This window comes from Nonomuraea sp. CX421 (genome assembly GCF_059358955.1).
In genome coordinates this window covers 71,606-84,788 of sequence record NZ_JCADBK010000025.1, presented here as the reverse complement: position 1 = coordinate 84,788, position 13,183 = coordinate 71,606, and the positions used below count along the sequence as shown (strand labels likewise).

12 protein-coding genes are annotated in these 13,183 nt (G+C 72.0%); 4 read left to right on the top strand and 8 right to left on the bottom strand.

Annotated features, from left to right (window positions below):
* Nucleotides 1–10: 10 nt before the first annotated feature.
* The 5 genes from AC5L3X_RS32205 to AC5L3X_RS32185 form a co-directional block, all read right to left on the bottom strand.
* Entirely contained in the window at nt 11–715 is a 705-nt protein-coding gene (locus AC5L3X_RS32205) for an ABC transporter ATP-binding protein (RefSeq protein ID WP_494862038.1), read from the bottom strand.
* Nucleotides 699–1,520, bottom strand: coding sequence for an ABC transporter ATP-binding protein (locus AC5L3X_RS32200; RefSeq protein ID WP_494862036.1), 822 nt, complete (start codon nt 1,518–1,520; stop codon nt 699–701). Before AC5L3X_RS32200 ends, AC5L3X_RS32205 begins: the two co-directional genes overlap by 17 nt.
* The gene (locus AC5L3X_RS32195; RefSeq protein ID WP_494862034.1) at nt 1,517–2,593 is read right to left on the bottom strand and encodes a branched-chain amino acid ABC transporter permease; all 1,077 of its coding nucleotides are present in this window, start codon (nt 2,591–2,593) and stop codon (nt 1,517–1,519) included. The genes AC5L3X_RS32200 and AC5L3X_RS32195 overlap by 4 nt, the downstream gene beginning before the upstream one ends.
* Nucleotides 2,586–3,446 (bottom strand): branched-chain amino acid ABC transporter permease, encoded by an 861-nt coding sequence (locus AC5L3X_RS32190; RefSeq protein ID WP_494862032.1) that lies wholly within the window; start codon nt 3,444–3,446, stop codon nt 2,586–2,588. The genes AC5L3X_RS32195 and AC5L3X_RS32190 overlap by 8 nt, the downstream gene beginning before the upstream one ends.
* A gap of 107 nt (nt 3,447–3,553) precedes the next feature.
* The gene (locus AC5L3X_RS32185; protein ID WP_494862030.1) at nt 3,554–4,732 is read right to left on the bottom strand and encodes an ABC transporter substrate-binding protein; all 1,179 of its coding nucleotides are present in this window, start codon (nt 4,730–4,732) and stop codon (nt 3,554–3,556) included.
* Nucleotides 4,733–4,963: 231 nt separating this feature from the next.
* On the opposite strand from AC5L3X_RS32185, the gene AC5L3X_RS32180 reads away from it, so the two are divergent.
* The 4 genes from AC5L3X_RS32180 to AC5L3X_RS32165 all read left to right on the top strand — a co-directional run bounded on the left by AC5L3X_RS32180 (nt 4,964) and on the right by AC5L3X_RS32165 (nt 7,785).
* Nucleotides 4,964–5,497 carry a PadR family transcriptional regulator gene (locus AC5L3X_RS32180; RefSeq protein ID WP_189128070.1) on the top strand — a complete coding sequence of 178 codons (534 nt, stop codon included), beginning with the start codon at nt 4,964–4,966 and terminating at the stop codon, nt 5,495–5,497.
* On the top strand, nt 5,481–6,119 hold the full coding sequence (locus AC5L3X_RS32175; RefSeq protein WP_494862028.1) for a GyrI-like domain-containing protein: 639 nt from the start codon (nt 5,481–5,483) through the stop codon (nt 6,117–6,119). Before AC5L3X_RS32180 ends, AC5L3X_RS32175 begins: the two co-directional genes overlap by 17 nt.
* A gap of 114 nt (nt 6,120–6,233) precedes the next feature.
* A complete protein-coding gene (locus tag AC5L3X_RS32170) occupies nt 6,234–7,031 on the top strand; it encodes a sugar phosphate isomerase/epimerase family protein (protein ID WP_189128072.1) in 798 nt (265 codons plus the stop codon).
* 70 nt (nt 7,032–7,101) lie between these two features.
* Nucleotides 7,102–7,785, top strand: a complete 684-nt coding sequence (locus AC5L3X_RS32165; protein ID WP_494862025.1) for an SDR family NAD(P)-dependent oxidoreductase — start codon at nt 7,102–7,104, stop codon at nt 7,783–7,785.
* A gap of 157 nt (nt 7,786–7,942) precedes the next feature.
* Here AC5L3X_RS32165 and AC5L3X_RS32160 read toward each other — a convergent pair whose 3' ends face one another.
* From AC5L3X_RS32160 to AC5L3X_RS32150, 3 genes are all read right to left on the bottom strand, one after another.
* On the bottom strand, nt 7,943–8,161 hold the full coding sequence (locus tag AC5L3X_RS32160) for a ferredoxin (RefSeq protein WP_189128074.1): 219 nt from the start codon (nt 8,159–8,161) through the stop codon (nt 7,943–7,945).
* Nucleotides 8,162–8,211: 50 nt separating this feature from the next.
* Entirely contained in the window at nt 8,212–9,432 is a 1,221-nt protein-coding gene (locus tag AC5L3X_RS32155; RefSeq protein WP_494862023.1) for a cytochrome P450, read from the bottom strand.
* A gap of 194 nt (nt 9,433–9,626) precedes the next feature.
* Nucleotides 9,627–13,127 carry an indolepyruvate ferredoxin oxidoreductase family protein gene (locus AC5L3X_RS32150; protein ID WP_494862021.1) on the bottom strand — a complete coding sequence of 1,167 codons (3,501 nt, stop codon included), beginning with the start codon at nt 13,125–13,127 and terminating at the stop codon, nt 9,627–9,629.
* Nucleotides 13,128–13,183 lie beyond the last annotated feature (56 nt).

Genomic DNA, 13,183 nt, shown 5'->3' with positions numbered 1-13,183 from the left:
CGGGCAGGTGTCAGCGCAGGTAGGACGCGACGAGCTCGTCCGAGGCCAGGAGGTCGGCCGAGGCGCGGTCGAGCTCGTTGCGGCCGTTGCGCATGACGTACGTACGGTCGGAGACGCGCAGCGCCGAGGCCTGCTGCTCGACGATGAGGAAGGTGACGCCGTCGTCGCGCAGCTCGCGCACCACCTCGAACAGGTCGTGCACGATCCTGGGAGCCAGCCCGAACGACAGCTCGTCGATCAGCAGCAGCCGCGGCCGGCCCATCATCGCGCGGGCCAGGGCGAGCATCTGCTGCTGCCCTCCCGACAGGGAGGACGCCGAGGCCGTCAGGCGCCCGGCCAGCTCGGGGAAGACGCCCAGGACGCGGTCGCGGTCGGCGCGGACCCGCGCGGCGGACGCCTTGCGGCTCGCCGTCCCGAGGTGGAGGTTCTCCCCCACGGTCAGGGTCTGGAAGATGCCGCGCCCCTCGGGCAGCTGGCACAGGCCGAGTGACGCGCGCTTCTCCGGGGTCGCCTTGAGCAGGTCGGAGCCGTCGAAGCGGACCCGGCCGGACCACAGCGGCACCACGCCGGACAGCAGCCGCATCAGCGTGGTCTTGCCGGTGCCGTTGGGACCGAGCACGGTGATGATCTCGCCTTCGGCCACGTTCAGCGAGACGCCGTGCAGGACCTCCAGCCGCCCGTAGCCGGTGCGGGCGTCCTCAATCTCCAGCAGCAAAGTCGGCTCCTAGGTAGGCCTCGACGACGACGGGGTCGCGCAGCACGTCCGCCGGGGCGCCGGACTGGATGATGCGGCCGAAGTGCAGGACGGCGACCGCCGGGCAGAGCCGGGTGATCAGTTCGAGGTCGTGTTCGATGATCAGTACGGCCGCGTCGCGGTCCGCCGCCCAGTCGGTGAGCCCGGTGACCAGCCGGTCGACGTCCTCCGCGCCGAGACCCGCCGCCGGCTCGTCCAGCAGGAGCAGCCGGGGCTCGTTCAGCAGCGCCCGGGCGACCTCGATGATCTTCTGGCTGCCGATGGGGAACCGGCTCGCCGCGCGGCCCGGGTACTCGCCCAGCCCGAACGTCTCCAGCAGGTCGCGGGCCTGGCCGCGCAGCCGCCTCTCGTCGCGCCGCGCGGCCGGGAGGCCGAACAGCTCCGACAGGTGCCCGCCGCGGTAGTGGCGTCCGGCGCCGGTCAGCACGTTCTCGGTGGCCGACAGGTGCGGGATCAGGCGCGGGGTCTGGAAGGTGCGCGACACGCCGAGCCTGGCGATCTGGTGGGCCGGCCCGCCCACGACGCTCCGCCCGCCGAGCCGTACGTCCCCCTGGTCGGGACGCAGGTAGCCCGAGATCACGTTGAGGCAGGTGGTCTTGCCGGCGCCGTTCGGGCCGATCAGGCCGGTGAACCCGGGCCGCACCGGGAGCGTGACGTCGTCGAGGACGACGTTGCCGCCGAACGACATCCGGATCCCGTCCAGCTCGACGATCGGGTGGCCCGCGGCGGAGTCCGGCGTCGCCGTCGACGTGTCCATGGGCGTCATGCCCTCACCTCCGAACGCTCCGGCGCGGTCCGTCGCGCGAGAAGCCGCCCGACCAGCCGTGAGTCTCTGAATGTGGCGAACAGGGAGACGAGCCCTCCGGGCAGGACGGCGATGGCCACCATGAGGACCACGCCGTAGGCGATGGCCTGCAGGTCTCCCAGGTCCTGGAAGAGCTCGATCAGCACCACCGCGAACGCCGCGCCGATGAGCGGCCCCCAGTGCGAGCCCGCCCCGCCCACGAACACCATGACGAGCATGGGGACCAGCAGGTTCATCTCGAACATGGCCGGGAACACGAACGTCTGCAGCTGGCCGTACAGCGATCCGGCGACGGCGGCGATGAAGCCCGACAGCCCGAAGGCGATCAGCCGGTACCTCAGCGCCGAGACCCCGAGCGACCCGGACAGCTGCCCCAGGTGCCGCACCGCCTGCAGGGTGCGGCCGAACCGCCCGATCAGCGACCTGCGCACCAGGAAGAAGGCGACCGCGGCGACGGCGAGGGTGACGAAGTACGTCGACGCGCTGCCGTTGATGCCGGGCAGCGTGAACACCTCGACGTTCAGGCCGCCTCCGCCGCCGGTCACCGCGCGTGCCCCCTTGAGCAGCTCGACGATGGCCATGCCCAGCGCCAGGGTGGCGATGGCCAGGAAGAAGCCCGTGAGCCGGATGGCCGGGAAGCCGATGAGCACGGCCAGGCCGCCCGCGGCGAGCCCGACGAGCGGGATCGTGACGAGGAACGGCACCCCCTGCTCCATGGCGATCGCGCTGCCGTACGCGCCGATCGCGAACAGCGCGGCGTGCGCCAGCCCGATCTGGCCCGACCAGCCCACGAGCAGGTTGAAGCCGAGGGTGGCGACGGCGTACACGAGGGTGAGGTTCAGCACGAACAGCAGGTAGGAGTTGAGCACGAAGGGCGCGGCGAACAGCAGCAGCAGGGCCCCGACCGCCACCAGGCCCTTGGTGCGCCCAACGGCGTGCGCGCTCTGCTCGGTGACCGCCTCGGCGCCGGCAGTGACCATGGTCGGATCCTCCGTGTGCGTGGTCGTCGCGGTGGCCCGTCCCGGCTCAGACATCTCTCAGCCTCATCCCCTTGGTGAACCCGCCGGGGCGGAGCATGAGCACCAGGAAGACGGCCAGCAGCGCGACGGCGAACTGCGCCGACGTCGAGATGTAGGTGCCGACCACCTGCTGGATGATGCCCAGCGCGAGACCTCCGGCGAAGGTGCCGAACAGCGAGACGAAGCCGCCCATGGTGGCGGCGACGAACCCGTAGATGATGAGCGAGGCCGCCGAGTGGGTCGAGACCAGCGTCGACTGCGCCTGCAGCATGACGGCCGTGCTCGCGATGAGGCCGCCCAGTCCCCAGGCGATCGCGGACAGCCGGCCGGCGTTGACGCCGATCAGCCGCGCGGTCTCCCGGTTCTCGGCCACGGCCCGCATCTGCGCGCCCATCGGCGAGCGGAAGAAGGCGGTGATGCCGATCGCGCCGAGCGCGCCGACCGCGATGGTGACGACCTGCGCCCAGCTGACGTCGAGCCCGCCGACGTCGAGGTGGTTGCCGGACCACGGGGCGGTGAAGCTGCGCGGCTCGTGCCCCCAGATCAGCCCGATGAGGGCGTTCAACGCCAGGGACAGGCCGATGGTCATGAGGAGCAGCGGGAAGTGGCCGTGCTTCGCCAGCTTGCGCATCAACGCCAGGTCGATGACGATCGCGAGCAGGGTGCCGATGACCAGGGTGACGACCACGGCCGGCCAGAAGGAGATCCCGGCGGCGTTCAGCACCGTGCCCACGTAGGTGGCCACCAGGCCGATCTCCGCCATGGCGAAGTTGGGGACGTCGGCCGCCTTCATCACCACCACGATGGCCAGGCCCAGCAGCGCGAACCAGCTCCCGGACTCCAGTCCGCTGAGCACTGTCTGCAACATGTCTCTCCGCTTCGGTGCAGGACGACTTCGGGGCAGGACGAGTTCGGGGCAGGACGACTTCGGGGACCGGCCGGCGCGGGAGGCCCGCCCGGCCGGTCGAGGGCGGCCTACTTCGGCGGCGTGAACTTCCGCAGGACCGTCCACTTGCCGTCCTTGAACTCCGCCAGACCCGCCTGTTGCACGCAGGTGTGGCCGTTGGGCAGCTTGCCGCAGGCGATGTCCGGGATGGAGCCCAGCGAGATCGGGTTGTCGGCCAGACTTTCGGCGGTCTTGTTGAAGTTGGCGTAGGAGACGTCACCGCCCAGCCGCTTGACCAGCTCGGCGAAGGCCTTCAGGAAGCTGTAGGTCTGCAGCGAGAAGCCGCTCTCCCCCTGCTGGCCCTGGTACTTCTTGGCCAGGGAGCGCCAGTGCTCGACGCTCGGGTTGTCGGTCGAGACGACGTCGGCCTGCATGCCGCCGATGAGGCCCTCGGCCGCGGCGCCGGCGGGTCCCACCGCGCTCGTGCCGCCGGTGCCCGCCCCGCCCTGGTCGGCGAAGACGGGGATGGTGATGTTGCGCTGGCGCAGGTGCTGCAGGATCAGCGCGACCTGGTTGTTGTCGGTCGCCAGCAGCAGCGCCTCAGGCTTGGCGGCGATGACCTTGTTCACCGCCGAGCTGACGTCGGTCGAGCCGGGCTGGACGTCCTCGTTCGCCACGATCTTCACGTCGGGGTGCTTGGGCGTCTGGAGGTCGAGCGCCAGTTTCATGGAGACGCCGAGGTCGTTGTCCTGCTTGATGACCGCGAGCTTGGTGGAGCCCTGCTCGGCGAAGTAGTCGATCGCGACCTGCTGCTGGCTCGCCCGGGTGGCGCTCAGCAGGTAGACCTCCTGCTGCTTGGGGTCGGCCGGGGAGACCGGTCCCCAGACCGGGGTGCCGTTGTCGGCGATGAAGGACCACGTGCCCGGCAGGCCCTGTGAGCCGGACGGCGCGACCAGCGCGTACACCTTCTCCTGGGAGACCAGGCGGCGCACGTTGGTGACGACCCGGTCCGGCGCGAACCCGTCGTCGAGCAGGACCAGCTTGACCTTGCGGCCGTTGATCCCGCCGGCCGCGTTGATCTCGTCGGCGGCGATCCGCAGGCCGGCTTCGAGTCCCTGCCCGGCGACCGCCGCCGTGCCCGTCAGGGGCAGGGTCGCGCCGAGTGTGATCTCGTCTGTGGTGATCCCTGGAGGCGCCTCGCCCGAGTCGCCGGAAGCGCCGGCGTCGCTTGAGACGTTTCCGCAGGCTGATGCGAGTACGGCGACCAAGAGAGCCGCTGTGACCCTGTGTGACGTGCGAGCCATCCGGTCCTCCGAAAGGGGCCGTGGGGGAATGGCGTTACGCGTGTAACGTGCCGTTAATCTACGAAGCGCGCTTCAGCGTCGTCAAGAGTCTAACGACGATCGCCTGTCGAGTGATCACGCCCGTCACATGGAGGCGGCCCCGAGCGCCCGGCGCCGTGGCCCGGAGCCTCCTATTCCAGTACTAGAATATTCCTCATGGAGGTGACCCCATCCGAACTGACCGTGCTGGGTCTGATCATCGAACGGCCCCGGCACGGATATGACCTGGAACGGGAGATCGAGCAACGCGGCATCCGGCAGTGGGCCGACATCGGGTTCTCCTCGATCTACTACCTGCTCGCCAGACTGGAGAAGCGCGGCCTGGTCCACGTCCCGGAGGCTCCCGCCGCCGCGAAGTCCCGCCGTGTCTTCCACGCCACGCCCGCCGGCCGCGAGGTCGCGGCCGGCAACGTGCTCGCCCTCATAGCGGAGCCGCGCCCGGCTCCGCACCCGCTTCTGGTCGGCCTCGCGAACCTGCCCCTACTCACGGAGGAGGAATACGCACAGGCGCTACGCGTCAGGCTGACGCGAGTGGAAGGGCGTATCGCCTCGGTCCGGGCGGCCGAGCAGGCCCAGGCCCCTCTCCCGCCGCCGGCGCGCGAGGTGTTCTCGTACTCACTGAGCCTCCTGGAGGCGGAAAGGTCGTGGCTCGTCGATCGAGTCCAGGTGACCCATGACGAACAAGTCTGATTTCAAGAAGAGCCTTGACGCCTACCAGGCGAAACAAGGCAGGTTCCGGATCGTGGAGGTCCCCGACCTGCAGTACCTCATGATCGACGGCCACGGTGACCCGAACACCTCGGCGGCCTTCTCCGAGGCGGTCGAAGCGCTCTATCCGGTGGCCTACAAGCTGAAGTTCGCCAGCAAACGAGACCTGGACCGCGACTACGTCGTCATGCCCCTGGAAGGTCTGTGGTGGGCCCGGGACATGGACTCGTTCACAGTGTCGCGTGACAAGTCCCGGTGGGACTGGACCATGATGATCATGGTTCCGGACTGGACGGACGAGAAGATGTTCGCCACCGCCGTCGAGCGGGCCGGGGTCAAGAACCGGCCCGCCCGCCTTGGTGACGTCCGTCTGGAGACTCTGTCCGAGGGGCGCTGCGCGCAGACGTTGCATGTCGGTTCGTTCGACGACGAGGCCGGCGTGCTGGCGCGGATGCATCAGGAGTTCATCCCGGACAACGGGTTCCACATGGCCGGCAAGCATCACGAGATCTACCTCAGCGACTTTCGCAGGACCGCGCCCGACAGGCAGCGCACCATCCTCAGGCAACCGGTCAGCGCGGCCCGCCCCGTCGCCGCCGGGTGAGCGTCAGGCGGGGGAACGGCGGCCGGGGCGAGGGAGGATCGGGCGGAGGCTAGCCGTACGGACGTTCCGGCGCTAGGGTCCTAGTGACGCTCGCTCCGACCGAAGGGCGCCAGGGTGATCTCACTCGCGGCGGGAACCGTACGTGACGCCGGTCCCGCGCAGGTCCTCCAGGCGGCGAGCACCGCCGGTTACGACGCGGCGGGTCTGCGGCTCGACCCGGCGTCCGTCAGCCTGGCCGAGGCGGCGCGGCTGCGCCGCCGGGCGGACGATAGCGGGCTGACGGTGCTCGACGTCGAGGTGGTGCGGCTGCGGCCGGACAGCCATCTCGACGACCAGCGGCGGCTGCTCGACCTGGCCGGGATGCTCGGCGCCCGGTTCCTGCTGACCGTGAGCGAGCACCGGGACGAGGGTGCCACGGCGGCCGACCTCACCCGGCTCCACGAGGCGGCGCGGGGCCACAGCACCCGGATCGCCCTGGAGTTCATGCGGTTCACCGGCGTGCCGACCCTGGCCGCCGCGCTCGCCCTGCTGGACGGGAACGGCCTGGCCGACGCCGTCGTGGTCGTGGACGCGCTGCACCTGCACCGGGCCGGCGAGCCTCCCGAGGATCTCGCGGCCGTCCCGGCGGAACGGATCGGCTACGTGCAGCTCTGCGACGCGCCGGCGCACCCGCCGCGGGGGCTCGACGCGCTGTCCTGGGAGGCGAGGCACGACCGCCTGGCCCCCGGCGAGGGCGAACTGCCCCTCGGCCGGCTGCTGGCCCAGGTGGGCCCCGCCGTTCCGCTCAGTGTCGAGGTCCAGTCCGACCGGCTCACCGCCCGGTCGGCCCCCGTCGCCAGGGCCGGGCGCCTGCTCGCCGACACCCGCCGGGTGCTGGCGTCCGCCGCCGGGCCGGGCCGCTCGACGGTCTGACCCGACGATCCAGCTCAAGGATTCAGCTCAACGATTCAGCTCGACGATTCAGGACGAGGTAAGGAGTGTCATGGCGAGAGTTCTCGTGACAGGTGGCGGGTCGGGGATCGGCGCGGCGGTCTGCCGCCACCTGAACGACACCGGGTGGACCGCCATCGCGGCCGACCTCCGCCCGCCCGAGGGCGGGCTGGTCCTCGACACGACCGACGAGGCCGCCTGGGAGCGGGCACTCGACGCGGCCGGCCCGCTCGACGGCCTGGTCAACTGCGCCGGGATCCGCAGCCGGGTCGACATCGCCGACCTGGACCTGGTGGAGTTCCACCGGATGCTCGACGTGCACGTCGTCGGCACGTTCCTCGGCATCCGGGGCATGGCGCGGCGCTGGGCGGCCGAGCGGCGCACCGGCGCGGTGGTCAACATCGCCTCGGTCGTGGCCACGAACGCCGTCGCCGGGCAGATCCACTACGTGGCCGCCAAGGGGGCGATCGCCGCGATGACGCGGGCCGCCGCCGTGGAGCTGGCCCCGGTCGGCGCCCGGGTGAACGCCATCGCGCCCGGCGTCATCCGCACCCCGATGACCGCCGACCGGCTGGGCGATCCCGGTCAGACGGCCTGGCTGATGTCCCGCGTGCCGGCGGGCCGGGCCGGGGAGCCGGAGGAGATCGCCACCGTGGCCGCGTTCCTGCTGTCCGACGCCGCGTCGTACGTCAACGGGGTCCTGCTGCCGGTCGACGGCGGGTGGACGGCGAGCTGACGTGCTCGCCGGCCGCGCGCTCACGGCGGACCCGAGCATCCCGAACCTCACGGTGCTCGTGACCTGCTGAGCGACGCCGACGCGGGCCGCGCCGGCGCGCTCGGCCGAGTGGCGTCGGCCGTGGTCCTGTTCCAGCCGCTGTGGGCGGCGCTCGAGCTCAGTCGAGCGCGACCTCGGCCCCCTGGTCGAACACCTGGATGGCGCCGGACGGGCAGCTCCGCGCGATCTCGACGAGATGGTCGTCGCTCAGCGCGCTCACGCCGGCCGCGGGCTCGGCGATCTCGTCGTCATCGAACCGGAAGGCCGCCGGCGCGTCCGCGACGCACTTGCCCGAGCTGATGCAGACGTCCTTGTCGACCCGTACCTCGAAACCCATCTGCTCCCTCACCTGATCGCTGCCGAACTTGATGCCCGCCCGGTGCCCGCTCAGCCCAGCAAGGCCGGGTAGGTGCCCCAGTACGGGCGCTGTGTGTGGGCGTCGCGCTGCGGCGGGTTCGCCGGGTCGCGCCGGACTCCCTGGTTGAACAGATACTGCACCGCGCCGGGCACGAGGCCGAACAGGTGCGCGTCGGGGTCGGTGTCCGCGCGCGGCACCACGCCGGCCGCCAGGTCCTGGCCGATGCACACGTGGATGCCGGCGGCGAACGACAGGCCGAACGGACCGACGCCCGCCGGCAGCTCGCGGTACGGGTTGAACTCCGCGGCGTCGGGCCCGAACACCTCGGGGTCGCGGTTGACCGCCTGCAGGTCGACGATGACCTTGGCGCCCTGCGGGATCCGCGTCCCGGACTTCAGCGAGACGGGGGCCAGCGCCCACCGCATGCCGACGGGGCTGGAGGGGTTGAGCCGGACGGTCTCGTGGACGCACCGCTGCACGAACAGCGGGTCGGTGGCGACGCGCCCGGCGTCCTCGGGGTGGTCGGCCAGCCAGCCCAGGATGTGGTCGATGGACCGGACGAACGCGGTCGCGCTGGTGTGCGCGCCGGCCAGCAGGAAGAAGGCGATCTCGCGCCGCAGCACGTGGGCGGGCAGCTCCAGCTCGGCGTTGCCGCGCAGCAGCGTCATGAGAACGTCCTTCGGCAGGTCGTTCTCGCTGATCTCGCCCGCCTCCAGCGCCGCCAGCGCCTTCTTCCGGCGGGCGATGGACGGCTGCAGGAACTCCTCGTCCCACTCGTCGAGGGCCTGGCTGATCCTGGCCGCCAGGGCCTGCTTGTCCTCGGTGGAGTGCGCGAGCGTCGCGCCCTTGATGAACCACTGCATGTAGTCGTACAGCCGCCGGGTCTCCTCCGCGGTGCCCTCCGGCCGGTCGATCCCGGCGGTCAGCGCGGCCAGGTTGAGCATCAGCTCGTGCCCCAGGTGCACCAGGTCGACGCCGCCCTTGACGACGTACGGCGCCAGGGTCCGCTCCGTCACCTTGGGGAACAGGTCTCGCTCGTAGTGGTCGAAGGTCTCGCGACGGAAGATGCGGTTCTCGACCCGGCGGCGTTTGCGGTGCTCATCGCCGTGCAGGTTGACCAGGACGTCGCTCATGACGACCTCTCCCTCGTCGTACAGCGCCTGCCTCAGGTCCTTCTGGCGGTACACGTCCTTGGCCGCCTCGAAGCTGCTGATGGTGAACGTGGCGACGCTGGCTTCAGGGGTGATCATGCGCGACATCCTCCGGATCGGGCCTGGCGTTCAGCATGTAGTCGGTAGAACACTCACGTCAAGACTTTTCCGCCGGTTAGCGCAAAGATCGCGGGCAGGTGTGGAACGCTACACACAAGGGTGGTTAGAACCCTTGACACTACGGAGGCGCGCGAGGGCGGCATCCGCCACCAGACCGAGGCCGGAAGCGGTGGTCAGCGCAGCAGCCGCAGCACCTCGTCGCCGAGCGGGACGCCCAGCTCGGCCCGCCGCTCCCGGTAGCGTTCGACGTTCGCCAGCTTGACGCCCTCGTAGCCGCGCACCAACTCGGCGGACTCGGCGACGGCCACCGCCCGGTCATAGCCGTCGGCGTCGAGCGTCCGCGCCAGCTCGGTGACCACGGCCTCGTACTCGGCCGCCAGCGCGCGCTCGACACGGCGGACGCGCGCGTACCCGAACGGGTCCAGCGGCGTGCCCCTCAGCACGCGGCCCCTCGCCAGCCCGCGCAGCACCGGCCGGAACCAGGGCCCCAGCTTGAGCTTGCGGCCGACGCCCATCGACCGCAGCATCGGCGGGTGCAGGTTGTAGGTCGCCTTCGTGCCGCCCGGCGCCTGCGCGGCGACCGCCGCCTCCATGGCGGGGTCGGTGAGCAGCCGGGCCACCTCGTACTCGTCCTTGTAGGCCCACAGCCGGTGCGCGCCCCGGGCCACGGCCTCGCCGAAGGCCGTCGCCTCGCCCACGGCCCGCTCCGCCGTCCACGCGGCCTCGACGAGGCCGGCGTAGCGCCGGGCCGCCGCGGCGCCGGAGTGCGCGCGGAGCTCCGCCGCCCTGATGCCCGCCAGCCGGGCGGTCTCGCCCCGCATCGGCCGGCCGGTCAGGAACTCCGACCCGTCGGGTACGGCCGGCCGCGCGGGCTCCCCGGAGCCTCCCGAGACGGCGCGGGCGAACGCGGCGGGGTCGGCCACGCTGACCCGGCCCCAGCGGAAGGCCGCGGTGTTGAGGTCGACCTTCACCCCGTTGAGCGCGATCGCCCTCTCGATCGCCCGCGCGGTCAGCGGCAGCGCCCCGGCCTGGAACGCGGCGCCGACGACCAGCAGGTTGGCCACGTCGGTGGAGCCGAACAGCGCCTCAGCCGCGCCCAGCGCGTCCAGCTCGTGCAGGGTGGACGTGGCGCTGCGCAGCCGGGCCAGCATCGGCTCGGTGTCCGGGTAGGCGACCCCGGGGTCGTACACCATCTCCCCCGTCGGTGTCCGGCTGGTCGAGGCGATCGCGACGGTGCGGCCGGGATCGCCGAGGGCCAGGTGCCGGGCGTCGGTGGCCACAAGCAGGTCGAACGCCAGCACCGCGTCGGCCCGGCCGGTGCCGACCCGGTTGGCCGGCTCACCGTCGCCGGTCGACAGCCGCAGGTGCGACGTCACCGGGCCGGCCTTCTGCGACAGGCCGGTCTGGTCGAGACCGGCGCTGCGCAGCCCGTCGTGCAGCGCGGCGGTGGCCAGGACGGCGTTGACCGTCACGATGCCGGTGCCGCCGATCCCGGCCAGGAACACATCGAACGTCGGGCTCGCCGCGGGCAGGCGGGGGTCGGGCACCGCCGGGGGCTCGGGCCGCGCGCCGGAGGCGTGGCCGCGGGCAGCGCCGGTCCGCACCGTGACGAACGACGGGCAGTCTCCCCGCAGACAGGTGTAGTCGGTGTTGCAGGAGGTCTGGTCGATCCGGGTCTTGCGGCCCAGCTCGGTCTCGACGGGCTGCACGGACAGGCAGTTGCTCTGCACGCCGCAGTCGCCGCACCCCTCGCAGACACTCTCGTTGATCACCACGCGCTCGGCGCGCTCGGCGAGCGCGCCGCGCTTGCGCAGCCGCCTGGCCTCGGCCGCGCACTGCTGGTCGTAGATCAGCACGGTGACGCCCGGGACGTCGCGCAGCAGCCGCTGCGCCTCGTCGAGCCGGTCACGGTGCCAGACGAGGGTCCCGGGCGCGAACCGGTCCCGCCTGGCGTAGCCGCGCGGCCGCTCGGAGCAGACGATGATCCTCGACACGCCCTCGGCGTGCAGTTTGCGCGTCAGCGCCGGGACGCTCAGGCCGCCCTGGGGATCCTGCGCGCCGGTCATCGCGACGACCTGGTTGTAGAGGATCTTGTACGTGATGTTCGCCCCGGCCGCCACACAGGCCTGCAGCGCGAGCTGGCCGGAGTGGAAGAAGGTGCCGTCGCCGACGTTCTGGAAGATGTGCGGCACGTCGGTGAACTGCGCCTGCCCCAGCCACTGCACTCCCTCGCCGCCCATCTGCGTCAGCGACGTGACGTGCGAGGTCTCGCGGTCGGCGATGGTGACCATGGTGTGGCAGCCGATGCCGCCCGCGCCCAGCGACCCTTCGGGCAGCACCGTCGAGCGGTTGTGCGGGCAGCCGCTGCAGAAGTACGGCTTGCGGGCGGCCACCGGGGTCAGGCTGAGCGTCATCCGGGGCGCCGGCGGGGGCGGCGCCAGCTCGACCCGGCCGGCCAGCAGCCGGCGCAGCGGGCCGCCCAGCCGGTCGGCGGTCAGCAGCCCGCCGGCGGGCACCAGCGTCCTGCCGTCGGCGTCGCGCTTCCCCAGCACCTCCGGCGCGCCGGGCGAGCCGTACAGGAGGTCGCGCACCTGGCTCTCGACGAAGGCGGTCTTCTCCTCGACGACGACGATCCGGCGCAGTCCGCGGGCGAACGACCGCAGCGTGGCCGCCCCGAGCGGGTACGGCATGCCGACGCGCATGAGCCGGATCCCGGCCCGCTCCAGACCCGCGTCGTCCAGGCCGAGATCCAGCAGGGCCTGCCGCACCGCGTCGTACGTCGCGCCGGGAGCCGCGATCCCGAGCCAGGCGTCGGCGGGGTCGACCTCGACCACGTCCAGCGGGTTGGCGGCGCCGAACGCCTCGACCATCGCCCACCGGGGGCCGAACAGGTCGTCCTCGGCGAGCAGGCTGTCGGTCGGCGAGAGCAGGGTGCGCTGCCGGTAGGTCCACGGCCGCCCCTCCCACTCGATCGAGGGGATCTCGATCCGCTGGCCGGCGAAGTCGCGGTCGACGGTGAAGATCCCGTCCGCGACACCGCTGACCACCTTGACGCCCACCCAGCAGCCGGAGGCCCGGGACAGCGCGATGCCGTACAGGCCGAGGGTGACGAGCTCTCCGGCGTCGCGCGGGTAGAGCACGGGCAGCCCCATCGCGGCCAGCGCGCGCTCGCTGACGCACGGCAGCGTGGACGACGACGACCCGGGATCGTCGCCCGCCAGGGCCAGCACCCCGCCGCGCGGGTCGACGCCGTACATGGAGGCGTGGCGGATCGCGTCGCCCGACCGGTCGACGCCGGGGCCCTTGCCGTACCAGATGCCGACGACGCCGTCATGGGTCCGCCGCCCGGCGGGCAGCGTGGACTGGCTGCCCCAGACGGCCGTGGCGCCCAGCTCCTCGTTGAGGCCGGGGAGCAGGCGCAGGTCATGCTCCTCGCGCAGGGACTTCAGGCCCGCGAGCGTCTTGTCGAGCCCGGCCAGCGGGCTGCCCTGGTATCCGGACACGAAGGTGGCGGTGCGCAGGCCGGCCCGTCCGTCGCGCTCGTGCTGCTCGGCGATCAACCGGGCGACGGCCTGGACGCCCGTCAGCAGCACCGGCCGGGCCCCCGGGCGGTAGCGATCGGCGAGGCTGATCCGGGCGTCCGCACCGGTGACGGGCTCGGCGGTCTGGGTCACGGCGCCTCTTTCATCAAGCTGAGATAGCTGACTTATTTGTGCGCTAATGTGCGGTT